Raw genomic sequence first — 20,796 nt, forward strand, 5'->3', positions numbered from 1 at the left:
CTGTTGCTGTTGCTGTTGCTGTTGCTGTTGCTGTTGCTGTTGCTGTTGCTGTTGCTGTTGCTGTTGCTGTTGCTGTTGCTGTTGCTGTTTCAGTTTCTCCTCTACAACCGACAGGTTCTTTTTCGCAGCATCAAAGTCAGGTTTTTCTTTGATTAACTGTTCGTAGAGTTTTTCTGCATCTTCCAATTGCCCGTTTTGGGCAAGTGCGTTCGCAAGGTTATAACGCCCATTCAAACTTGGGTTATTTGAGAATGCTTCAATAGCGCTTTCATAGTCGCCCGCTTGATAACTTGCCGCGCCTTTCCAATTTGGATCGGTAAAGGTACTTTGCGCTTTCTCAAACTCACCTTGCTGGTAGAGTTGCTCACCTTTCTGATTTTGGTTTAGGAAGGCATTAGCTTCTGCTTTCGGCGTCCAAGTCATTGGCAATACTGTTGCGATGAGTACCCAAATCATGCCGCGTCGAAAGAGCAGAGCGGCAGGAAAAAGCAACAAAGGTAGCAACCAGAAACCACCATTCAAGCGAGAATCGGTTTTGACATCGTCACTTTGTTTCGCACCTAGGCTGTGGCTAGCGTTGTTGGTAAAGGCTGCGATGTTCTCAACATCACGGTTATTGTGCTGAATTGGCACAAACAGTCCGCCGGTTTCCTTTGCTAGCTTTTGCAAGTTTTTTAGGTTTGTTTTGGCTACCACAGTATTACCTTGTCGGTTCTTCATTAATGAACCGTCAGGCAAGGCAATAGGCGCACCTGTTGCTGTGCCGATAGCGAGTACTGACACACGGATGTTTTTGCCGTTAAGCAATGCCAATGAGCGAGAAAGCTCAGTGTCATCTAAGTCGTCCGCTAATAGAACGATATCACCTTGACTCACGCCTGCTTGAGTGAACTGGTTCACTGCTGTTTCAATTGCTGATGGTAAGTTAGAGCCTTGGTAGGGCATTAACTCAGGAGACAAGTTTTCGATAATACCTGCAAGTGTGCTGGAGTCTGTCGTGAGTGGACTAAGTGTATAAGCGTCACCAGCGTAGGCGACCAAACCAGTGGAGCCTTCTTTCCATTTCGGCAGTAAATCCAGTGCTTTATAGCGTGTTTGTGACAGTCGATTTGGCTTCACGTCCGTTGCGTACATAGAGCGTGACATGTCCAGAACTAGCACTCGATTTTGGCTCAACTCAAAGCTTGGGCGAGTGTTGGTTTGCCAACTAGGACCTGCCAAGGCGATACATGCTACTGCCCAAGCCACTCCCCATACTGCAAAGTAATGTTTGGTTTTAACTGAATGACCAAGCATCTTTGCTAAATGAGGAGCAATTATTGATGACTTTTTCGTTCTGTACTGACTATTAAGGGCAAGCGCGATAGGAACGACGAGCAAGCCTAGCAACCAATATGGGTGTAAGAAAGTAAACTCAGCCATGTTTTCTCCTTACTACAAACAAGAACACGGAAAGTGCAAGTGCTGCGCCTAGTGGATAAGGGAACCATTCCGACTGAGGACGCCAGGTTTGGGTTTCACTAGAGACTGGTTCTAGTTGGTTAATGGTGTCGTAGATCTTTTCAAGTTCTTTAGCATCACGCGCTCGGAAGTACTGACCACCTGTCATTTCTGCGATCTTTGTAAGTGTCTGCTCATCAAGATCTGAAGCCGTATTTACTTTGCGCGTCATGAAGAAGTCTTTCACCATCATTTCGCCAGCACCTACGCCAACGGTGTAAATAGTGGCATTGTATTTTTTGGCAATCTTAGCCGCTTCGATAGGATCGAGAACTCCCGATGTGTTGCTCCCGTCACTAAGCAAGATCATGACACGTTGTGGCGCATCACTATCGACAAAGGTTTTTGTTCCTAGACCGATACCATCACCAATCGCGGTGCTATTGCCCACCAAACCAATTACGGTTTGGTTGATTTGTTGCATCACGGTTTTGCGATCTGCGGTCAAAGGCGTTTGCAGATAAGCGTGGTCACCGAATAAAACCACACCTAAACGATCACCTTGGCGCTTTGCTACGAAGTCGGATAAGACTTTTTTGACTGCGGTTAGGCGGTCGATGTATTCGCCATTGTAGTTCATGTCTTCTTTCTGCATTGAGCCAGATAAGTCGACCACTAACATCATATCGCGGTACTTGGGTTGGAAGTCGACCGGATCGCCATACCAAACGGGGCGAGCACAGGCGATGACCAATAGAGCCCATACTCCAACAGACAGGGCTTTTTGTACCAGTTGCTTTGGTTTACTGTTGTGCTGATTATCTGGCAAATACGCCAGTTTAATTTCAGCTTGCTGAGTCTCTTCAGGGAAGAACTTAAAAATTAGCCAAGGTAGGGGCAGTAATAGCAGTGCCCACCACCAGACAAACTCAATGTTCATCCACTGAGAAAGGCTCGAAACGAGAGTTGCCTCAGTCACGAGTTTTTGCCTTTTTCTTTGGTGGCAATGCGGTCGAAATCCAGAAAGTGCAATCATCAATCAAATCCTGATGTTGCTCTTGACCAGATTTTTGATACAGCGCCGCTTGCCACTGTTGTTGTTTGTCGACGAATCGAGTTTCTTTGGTGTAACTATCAAGAAACTCGTACCAAGCAGAGCCTGTTAATGGCGCGATGTCTTCACGAGGGAAGTAACTCAAAGCTGCTTGACGAAGAACCTCTAATGCAGAAGAAGGCGTATGTGGTGTTATTGGGTTGGTTAACAGTTTCAATGCGGTCTTCTTTGCAACAAGACGCTTTGAACGCCACCTTAAGTACAATGCGACAATTAAGATGGAAAGAATTACACCGCCCAAAACAGCCCACCATCCCCAAGCGAGTGGGAACCAATCAGGTGCATTAGGTAGGATCAAAGGTTCAAGGTTTAGGCTTTGGTTATTCGTTGTCATTATTACTACTGCTTGAATGATTTGTATGTTGTTGCTGTTATTAGCTTAATTGCTGAACCAGCGGTAACCCGCTCGATAGGCTATTAAACGGAATTGCCATGGAATGACATTGTTGTTTGATTGCTTGCTGATGTTTGACAAAGTGAGACTCTAATTCCTTACGTTGTCCCTTTGAGCCGAAGTTAAACCATTGACTACGGTGTCCATCAGACGCTTTTGCTTGTCCTCTAAAGTCAGTTTCGCCTCGCTCTAGAGGATCATAAAACTGCACTGCACGAACACTGTTGTGTTGTTTTAACCGACGTAGTTGAACCAACTCTTTCTCTTCAACTTGAGCAAAATCACTCAGCAGAATCAGTTCACTGCCTTTCGGAGTGAGGTTGTGCAGCGTTTCAATTGCACTCATGTATGGCAACGTGCGTGTGCTGGCAGCTTGTTGATTTGTAAGTAATTGATTGTGAGTATTCACTATCGCGTCAAGAATTCTCAGCCCTTGCTTTTGTAAAGAGGAAGGGCGGAACTCAATGCACTGGGAACCATCATCAATCACCGCACCAATGCGGTCTTTCTTGGCTAATGTTAGCCAAATCAAGACGCTAGCGAAGTGCGCCAGTTGAACCGATTTCAACACGTATTGCGATCCGAAGTGCATACTAGGACTCAAGTCGATGTACAAAATCACCGCTTGTTCTTTGTCTTCAGCAAACAACTTGGTGTGCGCTTTTCCCGTTCGAGCAGTAACTCGCCAATCGATGCTGCGGATATCATCACCCGCTTGGTATTGGCGCACTTCCATAAAGTCCATACCACGACCTTTTTGACGGCTGGTATGATTACCGCTCATTTGTGACCAAATACTCTGGGCTGGTGGCAACCAACGAACCGATTGAGTGCGATATTGAAGCAGCTCTTCTAGGGTCAATGTCACCCCATTCGCATGAGGTGGCAATGTATATGATGCAGACATGTCACCTACCTACGTTATGCGCTACCTACAAGGCTAAGAAGTTTGTCGATAACCTGGTTCGCTGTAATGCCTTCTGCTTGAGCGTGGTAGCTAAGTAGAAGACGGTGGCGTAGCACAGGGTAGGCCATGGCTTGAACATCTTCTGGTGAGACGAAGTCACGACCTGCTAGCCATGCATGAGCGCGAGCACAACGGTCAAGGGCGATTGTCGCGCGTGGGCTCACCCCCATAGACAACCATTTCGCTAATTCTGAGTCGTAGTCACTTGGCTGTCGAGTTGCCATAACAAGACGAACGATGTATTGCTCAATCGCATCTGCCATATGGATATTGAGTACTTCTTTACGCGCAGTGAAGATGTCTTCTTGACTTAAGCTTGGACGCTCAACCGTTGCTTCACCTTTTGCCTCCCCACGGTTGATGCGCAAGATCGCCAGTTCATGCTCTGCATCTGGGTAATCTACATCAAGGTGCAACAAGAAGCGGTCGAGCTGCGCTTCTGGAAGTGGGTAAGTACCTTCTTGTTCAATCGGGTTTTGTGTCGCCATGACCAAAAATAGCTCTGGTAGGGCGTAGGTGTTTCTTCCCGCTGTCACTTGCTTCTCAGCCATTGCTTCAAGCATCGCAGCTTGCACTTTAGCCGGTGCACGGTTGATCTCATCGGCAAGGATCAATGAGTTGAAAATTGGACCAGACTGGAAGGTAAACTCGCCTGTTTCTGGACGGAAGATATCGGTGCCCGTCAAGTCTGCTGGCAGTAAGTCAGGTGTGAACTGAATTCGGTGGAAATCACCTTCTACACAATCCGACAGAGACTTAACCGCACGGGTCTTAGCCAATCCTGGAGGACCTTCAACCAAGATGTGCCCATCGGCAAGTAGAGCAATAAGAAGCTGTTTAACGAGATCATGCTGACCAATGATCTGAGACTCTAAGTAGCTTTGAAGAGTTTCGAAGTTTGTTTTGTGCATTTTTTGGACTCTCTGGGTATCCATATGATTCTTGTTTTGAGTATTGGTCACTTTCTCAAGGGGAAAAGTTCCAGTACGTCCGCGTAATTTATCTTTTCAATATTGGGACGAGTAAAGTGATTGCAAGCCATTGAAAAGCGTGAATTACCTTACTCGACAGTCTGTTACATCACATTTGCATAATTTTGTGAGAATTTTCTCTAGTTTTGTAGGGGGAGGTCGATATAGATTTCATGCCGTGCATACCAAGCTTATATGCACCTAGTTTTACTCTGTTCAGAATGCAGATAATAAGTGATTCTTTTAAAGGTCCAGATATGTTGAAACTTAATTCCCTGAGTATCAAACAGAAGGTTGTCATCGGTATTACTTTTGCCGTTCTTGCTTCTACAATTATTGTCGGTGTGATGGCTCAGCGCCATGCACGTGAGGTGCTAAGTCACCGCTTAATCGACATTGAGCTGCCTGCTATGTTGCAGCAAATTAATACTGAAATTGACCGCGAAGTTGTACAGATGCAACAAGCGGCAAAACAACTTGCTACTAATGAATTTGTCGTTGAAGCCCTATCAACGACAGACCGTAACCCATCAGTAGAAGCACAACTTGTTCAACAGCTTAACAATGTTAAATCCCAATATCAGTTGAACGACGCTTCTGTTGCGAACCGACAAACGGCTTACTACTGGAACCAAAATGGTTTCCTGCGTCAACTTAATCACTCACAAGACGCATGGTTCTTTGGGTTCACTTCTTCTGGTCAAGATACGTCAGTTAGCGTATTCCAAGAAGCGAATGGCGACGTGAAAATGTTTGCCAACTACCAAGACGTAAACGGTATTTCGATGTCTGGTCTGTCTAAGTCGATGGATGACATGGTATCGCTACTTAATGGATTTAAAATTGAGAAAACGGGTTATGTGTTCCTAACAGATAGTAAAGGTGACATCCAAATCCATCGCCAACAAGGTAAGAACAAAACATCTATTAATCAATTGTTCGGCGGCGCAGCATCTCAATTGCTAAATAAAGGTCACTTTAATCTAGTTACGACTGAGTTCGAAGGGCAAGACATGTTTGTGTCGAGCCTATACGTGCCGTCAATGGACTGGTTTGTTGTTGGTGTGGTTCCTGTGAATGAAGTGTTTGCTGATCTGGATGCAACCGCAGAGAAAATGTTGTTCACAACAGCAATCGTGGCGCTGATCTTCATTGCGATGGGTGTTCTACTTGCCAACAGCATTACTAACCCAATTCGTCAAATCGCTGACCGCTTCACTGACCTCGGTGAAGGTGAGGGTGATCTTGCTCAGCGTATTGAAATCAAAGGTAACGATGAAATCGCTCAGCTATCAAAAGGCTTTAACGGCTTTATTGAGAAGATCCACGCTACCATGAAAGAAGTATCGCTAACCAGTGGTGCGCTAAGCCAAGCAGCAGACAGTGTTTCAAGTAAGGCAACATCTACGCACGATAATAGCCAAGAGCAACGCGACCAAACTATTCAGGTAGTAACAGCGATCAACCAAATGGGTGCGACGATCAGTGAGATCGCATCTAATGCGGCAACAGCGGCAGATACGGCAAACCAAGCGTCTGATAACACCCAAACAGGCCGTCAAGTCGTAACGCAAGCAAAAGAAGTGATCAGTCGCCTTGCTGGTGATGTGGAAACCACAAGCATGGTGGTCACTCAACTTGCGACAACGACCAAAGACATTGGCTCAATTTTGGATGTGATTCGTGATATCTCTGAGCAAACCAACTTACTTGCGCTTAACGCTGCGATCGAAGCTGCGCGTGCGGGTGAGCAAGGTCGAGGCTTTGCTGTGGTAGCGGATGAAGTGCGTAATCTTGCGTCACGAACTGCTGATTCTACTGAAGAGATCCAGAAGATGATTAACCAACTTCAAAGTGATGCTCAAGATGCTGTGACAGCAATGGAAGCAGGTAAAGCGGTAACGTTTGAAGGTGTGGCATCAACAGATGAAGCCGTGGATGTTCTGATGAATATCTCTGAGCGTATCGCCGATATTTCAGATCGAAATACGCAAGTCGCGACGGCAACAGAAGAGCAATCAACCGTTGTACATACCATCAACCAGAACATTGAAGAAATTAACGCTATCAATGAAATGACCACTGCGACGGCAGAAGAGTTGGCTGGCGCAAGTCGAGATCTACAAGAACTGTCATCTCGCTTGGATAAGATGGTTGGTAGCTTCAAGCTCTAGAGTTGGATAGAATAGACCTAGTTTACAAGTTTAACGACTCGATATTTAGGTAAGTACTATGAATGATTTCGAAAAAGAACTAGAACTGATCTCACAAGAAGCCGGTGACGAGCCTGAAGTGAAGCTACCATCTCTTGAAGAACAACAAGAAATCGTAGCGGAACTGAAGAAGCTAGAAGCTGAAGGAAAGCTGACACCAGAGGTTCTTGAGCAATACTTTGGTAAGTTCAATCAGAAAAATTCAGTGCCAGTTCACTAATAAAGAGGGAGTTTTATACTCCCTTTTTTAATACCCGCCATTTAACTCACCCTATTAATCTATTTATTAATCAACAGATTAATCCTTGTTACTACTTTTTTTCATACTTGACAATACTCCCGCTGTACCTAAATCTATTGCTTATTTCAATCAAAATGATTAAGGACTGCAAACGAGATGGAGCACAAAGATATAAGGAACGTAATTTTAATTACTGAGGATAGCTTGCAGTCTTCATTGTTGAGAGATGTTCTTGAAACCAAACTCGGTATTAATGTCTTTCTGATAGCCCCTGAAAAGCTCACCAAGCACACAATTCCATTGGAAGCAGTCTCCGCTATATTACTCGATTATAGTGTTATGACTGATGAAGTCTTCTCTCGTTACATGGAGTTTAAAAAAGCAGAGCTAAAAGATGCCATTGAAGTTCTGTTAAATTGTGACAAATCGATTTCAACGGAAGAGCTATTTGTATGGCAGACACTCGCGGGTATCTTCTACACATCGGACGATATCAGCACATTACAGGCTGGAATTGGCAAAGTATTACAGGGTGACATGTGGTTTAGCCGTAAGTTTTCTCAGCAATACATCACCCATCTGCGCAGACATAGCAGACCAGTTAATAAGAGCGTGTCCGCAATTTTGACCAAAAGAGAGCAACAAATCATCACCTTCCTTTCTATGGGGGCTTCGAATCAACAGATCGCAGAGCAACTATTTGTGAGCGAAAATACTGTTAAGACTCACCTCCACAATATTTTCAAGAAGATTGATGTAAAAAACAGAGTGCAAGCATTAATTTGGGCTAAAGAAAACATTTCAGGTTTATCGATTGCCGTATAAAACTTATAGGGATTCCCCTTTCTAGCCTTAGTTTGCGAGTCAGATCTTATATTGATATTTGATATGTAAAAAGTGTTTCTTTTATGAGAAACACTTTTTTTGTTTATGATTTTAACGAAATTGCAATTCAAAAAAGTAGGAAATAAACATACTCTAGCGACTAGCACTTAGATATGAGACCAAGTGCTGATTAATAATTATTAAATTTAGAATGAAACGTTAGTGAAAGTATGAGAAACATTATGGAAAACAATAAGGATAAGCCTGAAATCCTAATGATCACTCAGCAAAGTTTACAGAGTGAAAACTTCAAGGAGATGCTTTCTAAGAATACCGAAACCAAGATTACGATTATTGATAACAAGAATCCTAGTTACCACGAACTTATTCCAGAGAAGTATTTTCTACTTGTTGACTTTTCTATAGATACTCCTTCTGAAACTTTAGATTATTTAAAAAATAATGAAAAAGTACTAGGAACAATAATGCTTAACCTTGGGCATGAGCTTCAAATAGAAGAGTTGGCTGCGTGGCCTTTCGTGAAAGGGATTTTTGGTCCCAATGATTCTATGAACAAGTTATGTCAGGGCTTAGAGGCAATTATAAAAGGCGAAAACTGGTTATCACGTCGACTGTTAGAACAGTTACTTACTTATTACAAAGATAAGGAAGTGAATCGAATTATTGAGCCAGCTATAGAAGTGGAGTTAACCCGACGAGAAATACAAGTGCTACAGATTTTGAAAGAAGGTGGCTCAAATATGGAAATTGCCGATTCTTTATTTATCAGTGAACATACAATTAAATCTCATCTTTATAACATTTTTAGAAAAATTGAAGTAAAGAATCGAACCCAAGCAACAAGTTGGGCAAAAAGAAATCTTTAGTACTACTAGTAACTCTTTGTATTGGATAAAGAATATTGAAGAAAGTATGAGTTAATATTTTTTTGATAATTGAGTCAGCTTTAAATCTCATCCCATATTCAAACTCGCTCCTTTGAGGTTATTTATTAGACTTTTTATGTCTGAAATTGAGTCGTAGTCCAGACGTGAAAAGGTCTATTCAAAAATAAAGCCAAGAGGGAACAATAATGAGTATAAATCATACGCACAACGGTGATTCAGGTGACAACCATAAAACTGACTTTGATGGCGGCAACGACATCTTTGTTGGATTTGGTGGCAATGACTCCTTTGTTGCGGGCGGCGGCAATGACTACGTCGTAGGTGGCGCGGGAGACGATCGTCTTATTGGCGGTGCCGGAGATGATATTTTGAAGGCTGGTGAAGGCAATGATTACTTGGGCGGAGGTACAGGTAATGACAAATTGCTAGGGCTATTAGGTGACAACAAGCTTAACGGTGGTGTCGGTGACGATACGCTTCTATCTGGTTCAGGTGACAATGTGCTGATCGGTGGTACTGGCGCAGATAAGTTTATCTTCACAGATAAGTTTGGTGGTCATGGTGAGGCGAAGGTCGTTGATTTCACTATTGGTGAAGATTCACTTCATATCGTCAGTGATTCAGTAACATCATATGAAGACCTGACGTTTACTTACGATGCGAACGGCAGCGCAGTGTTCACGGACGGTGCAGACTTAACTGTGAAACTAATTGGCGTCACGCAAGAAGATATCGAGTCATACGGAAGCGACTTATTCATTATCTAAGTCATTCTATTGGGCGCTAGATTACTAGCGCCCACGTATCAACATATGTGGATGTAATCGTGCAAAATACGGTTTTCAAAGAAGTTAAACAGAAACTGTGCACGCTCACAGGTTTGCTGATTGGCTTTAGTTTATTTATAAATTTATTAGTACTTTCAATCCCTTTGTACATGTTGCAGGTGTACAATCGTGTAATCTCTTCCTATTCCATTGATACGCTTTTCTTATTAACGGTTATCGTACTTGCAGCGCTACTAACCATGTCGTTTATCGATATTGCTCGCGCTCAAATGAGTAAATCCTTCGGTTATTGGATAGATTCAAAACTGTCGGTATTTATGCTTAAACGCAGTATTCAATACCAAGCCCACACGGGTAAAAGCTACACCTCTCAAGTGCTGAGAGACATTCAAAACATCAAAAGCTTTTTAAGTAGCCAAGCGCCATACCCTTTACTTGATGCTCCTTGGACCCCCGTTTTCATTTTATTCGTTTATCTGCTGCACCCTATGTTGGGTCACATAGCCCTAGGTGGCTCTATTGTGCTGTTTAGTTTGGGGTTAATTAATGAGCTTGTGACACGCAAAACCTTACAAGAGAGTGAAGTTCGTTCGATTTCCCATATCAATCAAGCAGAAGTCGCGACTCAAAACTCAAACTCAATCATTGCGATGGGCATGATGAATGCCTTTTTAGAGCGTTGGTATTCTAGAGTGAATGAATCCAACCAGTTGGAGCAGCGTGTGGCAGGTAAATCGATCTACCTTGCTAATTTCTCCAAGTTTGTTCGAGGCTCATTACAAATTTGTTTGTTAGGTGGCGGCGCATGGTTGGTAATCCAGCATGAGATCACTGCAGGCGCGATGATTGCGAGCTCAATTTTAATGAGTCGAGCACTATCACCGATGGAGCAAGCGATCGGCACTTGGCGCAGTGCAATGTCGGCAAAAAACGCTTACAGCCGTCTGTTTGAAATAGACAAGATTGTCAAACACGATGAGTCTAATATGCCTTTGCCTCGACCTAAGGGGCACTTCGAATTGACAGGTTTAGCCTATCGCCACCCTGGTGCAACGGAGCCAGTTTTGTCTGCTATTACGCTGTCTATCCCTCCCGGCGTGTCTGTTGGCGTAATTGGTCCTTCAGGCACTGGTAAATCGACCTTTGCTAGATTGCTCCTTGGTAATATCAAGCCTCTTGCGGGCAAAGTGACGTTAGATGGCATGGAAGTCTCTACATGGGCTTCTGAAGATCGGGGAGCACATTTCGGTTACTTAGCACAAGAAGTGGAATTGTTTCCTGGGACTATTCGGGAAAATATTGCGCGTTTCAAAGACGAAGACCCCGCTAAAGTGATTCAAGCCGCTCAGCTAGCTGGTTGTCATGAGCTCATACTAAAGAAAAACAAAGGCTATGATTTCATGGTTGGTGAAAATGGACGAGGTTTATCGGGTGGAGAACGCCAACGAATTGCTTTAGCCAGAGCCGTTTATGGTGATCCTTCGGTCGTTGTATTTGATGAAGCAAACGCAAACTTAGACGGAGAGGGGGAAGCGGCGTACCAACGCTTGATTGCTCACCTTAAATCCCAAGGTTCTACCGTGATTGTGATTGCCCATAACCCAAGCACGTTAAGGCAAATGGACCGATTGCTCTACTTGGCTGAGGGGCGCGTGAAGCTGTATGGAGCGAGAGATGAAGTTCTTAAGCGTTTAATGGGTGAAGAGAGAACAGATATACCGAGGGTGCGAAATGAGCAATCAACTGCCAACCGTTAACGAATTAGCTGCTGAAAAGGTGGTGCGCTTTATGCCATCTTCGGAGCTTCGTTTAAAAGGTCCCATTTTGCTTGGCGTACTTACACTATCGCTATTTTTAGGTGGGCTTGGTTATTGGGCGGCGACGTCTAAGCTTGAGAGTGCAGCTATCGCTTATGGTGATCTTTCTGTATTGAGCAAACGACAAGAGATCCAACATCTAGAGGGGGGCATTATTGAAAAGCTCTACGTTCAAGAAGGCGACTTGGTTGAAAAAGGGCAATTACTTATTCAGCTCTCGCAGCGTCAAGCTAACGCTAAGCTGGACTCTGTTGGCGGTCAGTACATCCACACTATCGCAAAAGAAAATCGTCTCAATGCAGAGTTGGATGAGCTTCCAGAGATTGTTTGGTCGCAAGATCTAACAATGTTCGTGAACAGTGAGATTGTTGCCGAAGCAAAGTCTGTTCAAAACAAGATTTTTGAGGCAAGAAAACGCTTTTTTAACAGCAAGTTAAACATCATTGCGCAGAGTGTTTCCGGCGCGAGTTTGGAATTGGATAACCTTAAGGAAACCAAAGTAATTGAGAGGGAGCGCCTCAAATTTATCGAAGAGGAAATTGCGAGCAATCAAGCTTTGGTACAGAAAGGGTTTTCAGGTAAGTCAGCTTTATTACAGCTAAAGCGCCTTGCTGCAGAAGTACGAAGCACCTTAAGTCAGCTTGATCGCCAGTCTCTCACCGTCAGCAAGCGTTTGGATGAGAACCAAGCTAAAGTTGAAGAGCTAAAACTTGAACGGCTCAATGAAATCGTAGAAGAGTTGCGTAACACTAAGAAAGAGATCGTTTCAATTCGTGAGGAGTACCGTTCGGCGAAAGACGTCGTTGCGCGTACTGCCATTGTTGCACCAATCTCTGGCAGAGTGGTCAATATGCAAGTATTTACCGAGCAAGGTGTTATCGGCTCTGGTGAAACCTTATTGGAATTGGTTCCTCAAGACGATAAGTTGTTGGTGGAAGCTCGAGTAAGCCCTCAAGATATTGATTTGATCAGTCCAGGGCAACATGCTCAAGTGCGTTTAACGGCTTTAAATGCAAGAACACTTGCACCGCTAGATGGCACAGTATTAACCGTCTCTGCTGATAAATTATCTGAGCAGAATCAAGATGACTTTTATCTCGCTCGTATTGCGCTGTCTCAAGACGATGTTGCGAAGCATAGGCTGACATCTGGTATGAATGCAGAAGTGTTGATTCTGTCTGAACCGAGAACCCCCCTAAGTTATTTGGTTAAACCATTAACGGAGAGTATGAATCGCGCATTCCGAGAAGATTGATGGATAGCTTCTGTTTGAAATCTCATCACAGTGTTTACACAAATAAATAATCCACTACGCCAGTCACATTTTGCGACGTTGTGATGTGCTTTGATGCGCTTTTATTTTGGTGAGATGAACGATGAGAACAGAAAAAGAAAAAATGCTGGCAGGCGAGCCATACGATGCTTGGGACCAAGAGCTCTACCAAGCGCGAATTGAATGCCGAAAGGTTCTGCAAAAGATTAACAACAGCATTCCTGATACGGATGAATGGCGAAGTGCGATTGATGAATTGATCCCTGATTCTGAAGGGGCGTACCTTGAACCGCCATTTCGGTGCGACTACGGCTCAAACATTAAAGTGGGTAAAAACTTCTATGCCAACTTCAATTGCGTGGTGTTAGATGTCGCGGAAGTCCACATTGGGGACAATGTTTTGTTTGCTCCTAACGTGCAAATTTACACTGCGGGTCACCCTCTCGATGTCAGAGGACGCGTGGAAGAAGGCGTTGAATTTGGCACGCCAATTACGATTGGTGACAATGTATGGCTGGGGGGCGGTGTGATTGTTTGCCCTGGTGTCACTATCGGTGAGAATTCTGTTATTGGGGCGGGTAGTGTCGTGACGAAGGATGTCCCAGCGAATGTTGTAGCCGCTGGTAACCCATGCAAAGTAATTCGTTCTATTGAGCAGTAAAGGCGAAGTAAATAAACTAAAAAGCGCAAATAGACAAAAAGTACAAATAAACAAAAAGCCGACTCAGAGTCGGCTTTTTTGGGGTTCTCATTCTGAGTTCAAATAGACAATCGAGGTCTAAAGCATACTAGAATGTACTTGTTGACCTTGTTCGGTCAGTGAATAAATACGACCGTCTTCCTTGATCACCAAACCACTATTGACCAACTGTTTTAAGTGGAAATTAAACTTGGTGTGATCCTCAATACCCACCACTCGACATAGATCCATAAACTTCATTTTACGATGGATTTTAAGTTGCTTGATTACCGAGCGGCGAATTGGATTGGATAACGCACTAAAGATTTGGTCATGCTTTCTTTCATCAAGAGGGGATTTTGGTGAGCGTTCAGCATGGACGCGCTTTAAGGTGACCGATAGTGCAGCGAGGTTAAAAGGCTTAGTGAGAAACTCATCTGCCCCTTTTTTCATGGCGTCGACAGCAACGTCAACAGTAGCAAATGCCGTTGTGATGATAATACCAATGTTGGGATGTTGACGTCTTAAAGTGGAGAGAGCTTCAATACCTGTCATCCCAGTCATCACCACGTCGAATAGCGCTAAGTCAAAATGTTGCTCGCTAGCAATATCTAACGCATCCTCTGCATTATCACATGCGATGACTTCAAACGATTCCAAGGTTAATGCCTCAACGAGGACCTCTCTCAATTCTACATCGTCTTCTGCAAGTAAGAGTTTTAATGTCATTCAATGTTCCTTGGTAAGCGGATTTCAACTGTTAAGCCTGTTACCTGATCACTCTTCTTCGAGTTCCTCAAGTTTAGCTCGCCACCGTGTTGTAAGATAATTTGATTACTGATAGCCAGTCCCATTCCCGTACCTTCTCCCCGAGGTTTTGTGGTGTAGAACGGCGTCTTTGCTTTGGCGATTTTGTCTTGTGGCATCCCTGTTCCCCAATCCGAAATTGAGAGTGTTGCTACGAGTTTGTCTTGATAAGTTTCGATATAAATCTGTTTATGTTCTTGGCTTGCATCGATAGCGTTGCCGATGAGGTTTGTTACCACTTCTTCTAACTGACCCGCATCGCCTCGCACACTCAATTTGTCGTCTAGTGATGTACTGACAATAAAGCCTTCTAAGCGGTATTGATTGAGAGACAAAGCATGTTCCACAACCTCTTTGAGCGAAACCACCTCACGTCGTATTGGCTTATGGTGAGCGTAGTTAAGTACTTCGTGGCTGATCTCTGCGGCGCGCTCAAGACCCTGCCGAATTCGGGCCAGTTGTCGATGAGTTGCTTCGTTATCCGGCAGCTGCTTTTCCAATAAATCGCAGCTCATGGTTGCGCTGGAGAGTGGTGTTTTAATTTCATGTGCAACCGCTGAGGTCAGTTCACCAAGTTCTTTTAATTTAGCGTCTTGTTGAGAGAGTTGGATATGACTTTCAAGCTGCTTGTTCTTTTCATCGTCAAATACCCTGAGGGCAATCCAAAGAGTGCACAAGATAGAGAGCGCACACACCATTCTAACGATCAGCACCCAAAGTCCTAAATCGACCGTCAGCGCGCCTGCGGCAATGCCATAAGCAACGAGAGAAAGCCCCGTCAGCTTAAAAGGCAGTGAAGCGCCATGACCTTCTTTTTCAAGAATATTGGCGTAGCTCATCATGGCTAGGCCAGAGATGACTCCAGAGCCTAAACCAAAAATCCAGCGTACTTGGTTAGCGGTGTTATGGACATAAATGGCGTATTCTTTGTTGCCGAAGCGGTAAACCAAGCTAACGATAAATAGAGTCAGAACCGCAATCGCGGCGTATTTGATGTACTTGACCTTCTTCCAACTGGTCAGATCTAGCATCTTCCAAGCGAAAGCCCCGAGAGCAATGAATGAGAACAAGAGCTTAAATACTTTGAAAGTCTCTATGCCTTTAGTCAGGGTAAATTCGTGTTCATACATCACCAAGTAAAGTTCGGACCATTCATGGAAGCCGTGGATGAAACCAAATAAAGCCAGAATGGGCAGAGCAGAAGCAATAGCAATGCGACTTTTGCGTAGATCTCGAAACAGAATCGCAAAAAAGATGGCGAAGAAAGCTAAGCCATAGAAGAGGTAAATTTTGAAGATGAGTAACATATCCATCATTTGAGTCTAAAGGACTCCTTACCCTTCATCAATATTTAAAATTTGCAATCTTATTATTTTGCATTGCATACATATTTCCTTAGAAACGTCCCTATCTATATAGGTTTCATATGATGTTTGTGAATTTTTCTTATCATAAATTATTTGCGGGAGATAATTGTTATTCACACTGAGCTGTTTAACTTATTTCTTTAATAAAACTGTCATATTAAATTTTTAATCTCAACGCGTCGATTGATTAGTACCGATTGACTGTTTATTTATTTCAATACCTAGTTTTACTTGAACACTAAAACTAACAGGGCTAATTAAATATTGGTTTTTAATTAGCCCAAATTTCTCACTAAATTATATCGGAGATATGTTGTGAAATTTATGAAATCAGCTCTAGTGTCTTCAGTTCTGGTTGCAGCATCATTTGGCGTTGCTGCTAAAACAACGATCAACGGCGCTGGTGCGACATTCCCTCATCCAATTTATGCGAAATGGGCTGAGCAATACCAGAAGGAAACGGGTGTTCAGATTAACTACCAAGCTATTGGTTCTGGTGGTGGTATTCGCCAGATTACAGCAAACACAGTGGACTTTGGTGCGACTGACGCGCCACTGACTATCGAGGAGCTGAACAAAGAGGGCATGATTCAGTTTCCAATGGTGATGGGGGCTATTGTTCCTGTAGTGAACATTCCTGGTATTGATGCTGGAGAGGTGAAACTAACAGGTAAAGTTCTCGCAGATATTTTCCTTGGTAACATCAAAAACTGGAATGACCCTGCGATTGTCGCACTCAATAAAGATGTCGACCTACCTAATCAACCTATCTATGTTGTCCACCGTTCAGATGGTTCTGGCACCACCTACAATTTTACGGACTACCTCGACCGTGTAAGCCCCGAATGGCATAAGTCTATTGGTGTTGGCAAAGACATTACATGGCCGAAAAAAGCAACAACTATTGGCGGGAACGGCAATGCCGGTGTAGCAAACTTTGTTAACCGTACCCGAGGAGCCATTGGGTATGTAGAGTATGCGTTTGCTAAGCAAAATGATCTCGCCTATACACAAATGCAATCTAAAGATGGCAAGTTTCTAAACCCAGGCATGGACACTTTCCAATCTGCAGCTGCCAATGCTGATTGGGATAATGCTCCGGGTTACCACTTATTGTTAAACGACCAACCGGGTGCAAACTCATGGCCAATGACAGCAGCGACGTTTATTCTTATGCATAAAGAGCAGGCGGATGCGAACAAAGCGAAAGAAATCGTGAAATTCTTTGAATGGAGCTATAAACAAGGTCAACTTGCAGAAGAGTTGGATTACATCCCAATGCCAAATAAAGTCGTTAACATGGTTAATGAGACTTGGAAAGAGGGTTTGAAATCTAACGGTCACACGATTATTCAATAATTAATCAAGTAGCCTGATAAGTAATATATTTATCAGGCTACTATATAAAATATTATGACTACTTTAGCTATTAAAAGTAAAGTGAACGGCGATTCGGTTTTTAATAAGCTGAGTTTTGCTAGTGCTTTATTAATTTTTGTAACTTTAATTGGTATTTTATTATCTCTTATTGAAGGTGGTTGGCCAGCCTTTAAGGAATTTGGTCCAGGCTTCATTTTTAGAGATATTTGGGATCCCATTAACGGTCAATTTGGCGCTGCCTCAGCAATTTATGGCACGCTGGTTACTTCTTTCATCGCTATTGTTATTGCTGCACCGATTGCGTTAGGTACGGCTGTATTCCTTGCTGAGTTAGCTCCTAAATGGTTGAGTCAACCAGTAAGTAAAGCCATTGAACTGCTTGCTGCTGTACCAAGTATCATCTACGGCATGTGGGGACTGTTTGTCTTCGTTCCTTGGTTTTCTGAAGGTTTCCAAATGTGGGCCGGTGTGCATTTGGTCGATATCCCTTTGGTAGGTGGTTGGTTTAATGGTCCGCCGATTGGGATAGGCTTATTGGCGGCGGGGATCATCTTGTCATTTATGATTCTGCCTATCATGACTTCTTTAACGCGTGACGCATTGAAATCCATTCCGGATGTCCTCCGTGAAGCAGCATATGGAACGGGAGCGACACCATTTGAAGTCATCACTAAGGTGCTTATCCCTAAAGTTAAGAATGCAACAGTGAGTGCTGGCATTTTAGGTCTCGGTCGCGCTCTCGGTGAAACCATGGCTGTCGCCTTTGTTATTGGTGGTGCGAGCCGTATTGAATTTTCATTCTTTATGCCAGCAAGCTCCATTTCTTCGACGATTGCTCAGCAATTTAACGAGGCAACAGATCCAATCCATATCGCATCGTTAATTGGTCTGGGAGTGGTGTTGTTTCTTATCACTTTCTTTGTGATGGGTTTTGCTCGTCGTTTGTTAAGGAAGTCATCATGAATAGCAGAAAATTAAAGAACTTTAGCTTTCTAACATTTTGCACTTTGTCAGCAGCGTTCGGTGTCTTCGTTCTCGCGAGCATCTTATACACCTTGATTGGTGAAGGAATAAAGGGCTTGAGCTTCGCTATCTTCACCGAGGTAACGCCTGGTCCGGGCAGTGAAGGTGGCTTAAAAAATGCCATTGTGGGGAGCTTAATGCTGACTGGCTTGGGCATTCTGATTGCCGCACCGATTGGGGTTCTTGCGGGCACGTGGTTGGCAGAAGCCGATAAAGAAAACACAGTGGCTGAATCGCTGCGCTTTCTTAACGGTATGTTAATGAGTGCTCCCTCTATCTTGGTCGGGTTGTTTGTCTACGCCATGATTGTGGTACCGACAGGCGGTTATTCTGGATGGGCAGGTGCCATCGCATTAGCCGTTCTCGCACTCCCAGTGATCGTTGCTTCAACGGAAGAGATGTTACGTTTGGTCCCGCCAACGTTGAAAGAAGCGGGAAGCGGTGTAGGGGCGCCTAAATGGCGAGTGATCACCCAACTTAGTTACCGCGCCGCAGCTCCGGGGATTATCACTGCCATTCTTTTATCCATCGCTCGTATTTCTGGGGAGACGGCACCGCTTTTGTTTACTGCGTTAAACAGTAGCTTTATGACGACCGACATGAGCAAACCGATGGCAAACTTACCAGTGACGATATACCAATTTGCTATGAGCCCTTACAGCTCATGGCAAGAGCTGGCATGGGCTGGCGCATTGATTATCACCAGTTTTATTTTGATTGTTAACGTACTGGCGACGTCGTTGCCGCAATTATTAAAAGCGAGAAGAGCATGAACACGGCAACATTAAATCCAGTCAGAGCAAGCATGAATGAATCCACTATGAATACTTTGGTACACAGTGTTAGCGCCAACGATGTCTCAGCAAGTTTGACTCATCGTATGGACATTCAAAACTTAAATTTTTACTACAACAAAGGCTCTGATGCAGCGTTGAAATCCGTATCAATGCCAATCTATAAAAACCGAGTGACGGCACTGATTGGTCCATCGGGCTGCGGTAAGTCTACACTGCTTCGTACGTTAAATCGTATATATGACTTGTATGGGCATCAGTACGCTGAAGGCGAAATCTTACTTGATGGTGAGAGCATCTTTAGCAATACGGACGTCAATGAACTGCGTTCCAAAGTGGGCATGGTTTTCCAAAAACCAACGCCATTTCCCATGTCGATATACGAAAACATGGCATTTGGATTGAAGATACAAGGTGCATTTAGCAAAGCCGAAGTTAGAGAGCGTGTCGAGTCTGCACTAAAGCGTGCGCACTTGTGGGAAGAGGTGAAAGATAAGCTAGATGCAGATGCGAATGGTTTATCAGGTGGTCAGCAGCAGCGCTTATGTATTGCTCGAACGATTGCGCTAGAGCCAGAGGTTATTTTAATGGATGAGCCGACTTCCGCGCTGGATCCTATTGCCACCGCCGCCATTGAAACTCTGATAACAGAGCTGCGTGAGAAGTACACCATCGTTATCGTAACGCACAACATGCAGCAAGCAATGCGCATCTCCGATTACACGGGTTTTATGTATCTAGGAAAGCTCGAAGAATTTGGAAAGACTGAAAACATTTTCCATCACCCAGACAACGACCGTACTAAACGTTATATCTCAGGGGACTTTGGATAACGAATAACAACAATAGCGCTGATTAGTCAGCTCGTTTTAGGCACGGTTTCGCGAGGATCGTGCCTATTTTTTTATGCCCTGACACTCTAGAATTAAGGTCATCTCAAACAATGTCATCTCAAACAATTAAGAACGCAGTATGTACAAAAACAAAGTGGTGGTTATTACAGGCGGCAGCCAAGGTATTGGTAAGTATCTCGCGCAGGCTTATTTAGACCAACAAGCGAAGGTCATTGTGTTTGATATTGCCGTAAACCAAAATCCGAGCGTCGAGTTTTATCACGTCGATCTAGGGCAGCCTACGCAGATTGAGCTCGCTTTTGATGAGATCCAACGAGCACACGGTAAGGTTGATATTCTGATCAACAACGGTGCAATCGCTAACTTTAACAAACCAGTTGAACAACTGACTTTTGAAGAATTCTCTCGAGTCATTGATGTCAATCTCAAAGGGGCGTTTGCGTGTTCACGTCGATTTATTGCATTAAACCGTGCTCAATCTTTTGGAAGAATTGTCAACATTGCCTCGACACGTTGGAATCAAAATGAAGCTGGTTGGGATGCGTATGGTGCATCTAAAGGAGGCTTAGTTTCGATGACTCAATCCATGGCGATTTCTCTGTCTGATACTCCCATTACCGTTAATGCTGTAAGCCCTGGTTGGATACAAGTTGAAGGGTATGAAGATTTAGATAGCTTTGACCATCAGCAGCATCCATCGGGTCGAGTAGGTAAGGCAAAAGATATTGTAAATGCGTGTTTGTTCTTAACTCATCCAGAGAATGACTTTATTAATGGACACAACTTGGTTGTCGATGGTGGAATGAGTAAGAAAATGATCTATCAAGACAGTTTGATTGATTAAGCTTACTTTCTTGGGTACAGAAGTGCTCTTCAGTAGAGTACTTCTTATTATTTTATCGGTAGTCGTTTACTTTCCTCTTTATTCTCCCCCCCCCCCC

At 43.8% G+C, this 20,796-nt stretch carries 20 protein-coding genes; 13 read left to right on the plus strand and 7 right to left on the minus strand.

What is annotated here, in order from left to right:
- The 5 genes from VHA02S_RS21990 to VHA02S_RS22010 form a co-directional block, all read right to left on the minus strand.
- The coding region (locus VHA02S_RS21990; protein WP_038899549.1) for a vWA domain-containing protein at window positions 1-1,422 on the minus strand (1,422 nt) is incomplete at its 3' end.
- Window positions 1,415-2,419, minus strand: a complete 1,005-nt coding sequence (locus VHA02S_RS21995) for a vWA domain-containing protein (RefSeq protein ID WP_017818514.1) — start codon at window positions 2,417-2,419, stop codon at window positions 1,415-1,417. The genes VHA02S_RS21990 and VHA02S_RS21995, both read right to left, overlap by 8 nt.
- Window positions 2,412-2,888: a DUF4381 domain-containing protein gene (locus tag VHA02S_RS22000; RefSeq protein ID WP_005452844.1), complete on the minus strand. Its 477-nt coding sequence runs from the start codon at window positions 2,886-2,888 to the stop codon at window positions 2,412-2,414. The genes VHA02S_RS21995 and VHA02S_RS22000 overlap by 8 nt, the downstream gene beginning before the upstream one ends.
- Window positions 2,889-2,928: 40 nt before the next feature.
- Entirely contained in the window at window positions 2,929-3,855 is a 927-nt protein-coding gene (locus VHA02S_RS22005; RefSeq protein ID WP_005452842.1) for a DUF58 domain-containing protein, read from the minus strand.
- A gap of 14 nt (window positions 3,856-3,869) precedes the next feature.
- Window positions 3,870-4,826 (minus strand): AAA family ATPase, encoded by a 957-nt coding sequence (locus VHA02S_RS22010; RefSeq protein ID WP_005452840.1) that lies wholly within the window; start codon window positions 4,824-4,826, stop codon window positions 3,870-3,872.
- A 317-nt stretch (window positions 4,827-5,143) separates the two neighbouring features.
- On the opposite strand from VHA02S_RS22010, the gene VHA02S_RS22015 reads away from it, so the two are divergent.
- From VHA02S_RS22015 to VHA02S_RS22050, 8 genes are all read left to right on the plus strand, one after another.
- Window positions 5,144-7,060: a methyl-accepting chemotaxis protein gene (locus tag VHA02S_RS22015; RefSeq protein WP_038899548.1), complete on the plus strand. Its 1,917-nt coding sequence runs from the start codon at window positions 5,144-5,146 to the stop codon at window positions 7,058-7,060.
- 58 nt (window positions 7,061-7,118) lie between these two features.
- Window positions 7,119-7,319, plus strand: coding sequence for a restriction endonuclease subunit S domain-containing protein (locus VHA02S_RS22020; RefSeq protein WP_005452830.1), 201 nt, complete (start codon window positions 7,119-7,121; stop codon window positions 7,317-7,319).
- Between the two features lie 177 nt (window positions 7,320-7,496).
- Complete coding sequence (locus VHA02S_RS22025; protein ID WP_005452827.1) at window positions 7,497-8,165, plus strand: LuxR C-terminal-related transcriptional regulator; 669 nt, start codon at window positions 7,497-7,499, stop codon at window positions 8,163-8,165.
- A gap of 230 nt (window positions 8,166-8,395) precedes the next feature.
- Window positions 8,396-9,052 (plus strand): LuxR C-terminal-related transcriptional regulator, encoded by a 657-nt coding sequence (locus VHA02S_RS22030; RefSeq protein ID WP_017189577.1) that lies wholly within the window; start codon window positions 8,396-8,398, stop codon window positions 9,050-9,052.
- A 206-nt stretch (window positions 9,053-9,258) separates the two neighbouring features.
- On the plus strand, window positions 9,259-9,840 hold the full coding sequence (locus tag VHA02S_RS22035; protein WP_005452823.1) for a calcium-binding protein: 582 nt from the start codon (window positions 9,259-9,261) through the stop codon (window positions 9,838-9,840).
- Window positions 9,841-9,899: 59 nt separating this feature from the next.
- Complete coding sequence (locus VHA02S_RS22040; RefSeq protein ID WP_038899547.1) at window positions 9,900-11,618, plus strand: type I secretion system permease/ATPase; 1,719 nt, start codon at window positions 9,900-9,902, stop codon at window positions 11,616-11,618.
- Window positions 11,593-12,933: an HlyD family type I secretion periplasmic adaptor subunit gene (locus tag VHA02S_RS22045; protein WP_005452819.1), complete on the plus strand. Its 1,341-nt coding sequence runs from the start codon at window positions 11,593-11,595 to the stop codon at window positions 12,931-12,933. Before VHA02S_RS22040 ends, VHA02S_RS22045 begins: the two co-directional genes overlap by 26 nt.
- A 121-nt stretch (window positions 12,934-13,054) precedes the next feature.
- Window positions 13,055-13,612, plus strand: coding sequence for a sugar O-acetyltransferase (locus tag VHA02S_RS22050; RefSeq protein WP_009697016.1), 558 nt, complete (start codon window positions 13,055-13,057; stop codon window positions 13,610-13,612).
- 117 nt (window positions 13,613-13,729) lie between these two features.
- Here the strand turns inward: VHA02S_RS22050 and VHA02S_RS22055 are convergent, their stop codons facing one another.
- Both VHA02S_RS22055 and VHA02S_RS22060 read right to left on the minus strand, forming a co-directional pair.
- Window positions 13,730-14,359, minus strand: a complete 630-nt coding sequence (locus VHA02S_RS22055) for a response regulator (RefSeq protein WP_005452815.1) — start codon at window positions 14,357-14,359, stop codon at window positions 13,730-13,732.
- Window positions 14,356-15,750: a sensor histidine kinase gene (locus tag VHA02S_RS22060; RefSeq protein WP_009697017.1), complete on the minus strand. Its 1,395-nt coding sequence runs from the start codon at window positions 15,748-15,750 to the stop codon at window positions 14,356-14,358. Before VHA02S_RS22060 ends, VHA02S_RS22055 begins: the two co-directional genes overlap by 4 nt.
- A gap of 378 nt (window positions 15,751-16,128) precedes the next feature.
- Between VHA02S_RS22060 and pstS the strand changes: the two genes are divergently transcribed.
- The 5 genes from pstS (at window position 16,129) to VHA02S_RS22085 (ending at window position 20,699) form a co-directional block, all read left to right on the plus strand.
- Window positions 16,129-17,163: a phosphate ABC transporter substrate-binding protein PstS gene (pstS, locus tag VHA02S_RS22065; RefSeq protein WP_029788215.1), complete on the plus strand. Its 1,035-nt coding sequence runs from the start codon at window positions 16,129-16,131 to the stop codon at window positions 17,161-17,163.
- Window positions 17,164-17,217: 54 nt separating this feature from the next.
- A complete protein-coding gene (gene pstC / locus VHA02S_RS22070; RefSeq protein ID WP_009697019.1) occupies window positions 17,218-18,147 on the plus strand; it encodes a phosphate ABC transporter permease subunit PstC in 930 nt (309 codons plus the stop codon).
- Window positions 18,144-18,980, plus strand: coding sequence for a phosphate ABC transporter permease PstA (pstA, locus tag VHA02S_RS22075; RefSeq protein WP_038899546.1), 837 nt, complete (start codon window positions 18,144-18,146; stop codon window positions 18,978-18,980). The genes pstC and pstA overlap by 4 nt, the downstream gene beginning before the upstream one ends.
- On the plus strand, window positions 18,977-19,834 hold the full coding sequence (gene pstB, locus VHA02S_RS22080; RefSeq protein ID WP_026000267.1) for a phosphate ABC transporter ATP-binding protein PstB: 858 nt from the start codon (window positions 18,977-18,979) through the stop codon (window positions 19,832-19,834). The genes pstA and pstB overlap by 4 nt, the downstream gene beginning before the upstream one ends.
- Window positions 19,835-19,973: 139 nt before the next feature.
- Window positions 19,974-20,699: an SDR family NAD(P)-dependent oxidoreductase gene (locus VHA02S_RS22085; RefSeq protein WP_017189572.1), complete on the plus strand. Its 726-nt coding sequence runs from the start codon at window positions 19,974-19,976 to the stop codon at window positions 20,697-20,699.
- Window positions 20,700-20,796 lie beyond the last annotated feature (97 nt).

Origin of the sequence: Vibrio harveyi NBRC 15634 = ATCC 14126 = KCTC 12724, from assembly GCF_001591145.1 — a bacterium.
Classification (GTDB): domain Bacteria; phylum Pseudomonadota; class Gammaproteobacteria; order Enterobacterales; family Vibrionaceae; genus Vibrio; species Vibrio harveyi.

Coding starts and splice junctions, on each gene's coding strand:
- pstA (WP_038899546.1), top strand. CDS start 18,144: ATGAATAGCAGAAAATTAAAGAACTTTAGCTTTCTAACATTTTGCACT.
- VHA02S_RS22015 (WP_038899548.1), top strand. CDS start 5,144: ATGTTGAAACTTAATTCCCTGAGTATCAAACAGAAGGTTGTCATCGGT.
- VHA02S_RS22085 (WP_017189572.1), top strand. CDS start 19,974: ATGTACAAAAACAAAGTGGTGGTTATTACAGGCGGCAGCCAAGGTATT.
- VHA02S_RS22050 (WP_009697016.1), top strand. CDS start 13,055: ATGAGAACAGAAAAAGAAAAAATGCTGGCAGGCGAGCCATACGATGCT.
- VHA02S_RS22055 (WP_005452815.1), bottom strand. CDS start 14,359: ATGACATTAAAACTCTTACTTGCAGAAGACGATGTAGAATTGAGAGAG.
- VHA02S_RS22000 (WP_005452844.1), bottom strand. CDS start 2,888: ATGACAACGAATAACCAAAGCCTAAACCTTGAACCTTTGATCCTACCT.
- VHA02S_RS22020 (WP_005452830.1), top strand. CDS start 7,119: ATGAATGATTTCGAAAAAGAACTAGAACTGATCTCACAAGAAGCCGGT.
- VHA02S_RS22060 (WP_009697017.1), bottom strand. CDS start 15,750: ATGGATATGTTACTCATCTTCAAAATTTACCTCTTCTATGGCTTAGCT.
- VHA02S_RS22025 (WP_005452827.1), top strand. CDS start 7,497: ATGGAGCACAAAGATATAAGGAACGTAATTTTAATTACTGAGGATAGC.
- pstB (WP_026000267.1), top strand. CDS start 18,977: ATGAACACGGCAACATTAAATCCAGTCAGAGCAAGCATGAATGAATCC.
- VHA02S_RS22035 (WP_005452823.1), top strand. CDS start 9,259: ATGAGTATAAATCATACGCACAACGGTGATTCAGGTGACAACCATAAA.
- VHA02S_RS22045 (WP_005452819.1), top strand. CDS start 11,593: ATGAGCAATCAACTGCCAACCGTTAACGAATTAGCTGCTGAAAAGGTG.
- VHA02S_RS22005 (WP_005452842.1), bottom strand. CDS start 3,855: ATGTCTGCATCATATACATTGCCACCTCATGCGAATGGGGTGACATTG.
- pstS (WP_029788215.1), top strand. CDS start 16,129: ATGAAATCAGCTCTAGTGTCTTCAGTTCTGGTTGCAGCATCATTTGGC.
- VHA02S_RS22030 (WP_017189577.1), top strand. CDS start 8,396: ATGAGAAACATTATGGAAAACAATAAGGATAAGCCTGAAATCCTAATG.
- VHA02S_RS22010 (WP_005452840.1), bottom strand. CDS start 4,826: ATGCACAAAACAAACTTCGAAACTCTTCAAAGCTACTTAGAGTCTCAG.
- pstC (WP_009697019.1), top strand. CDS start 17,218: ATGACTACTTTAGCTATTAAAAGTAAAGTGAACGGCGATTCGGTTTTT.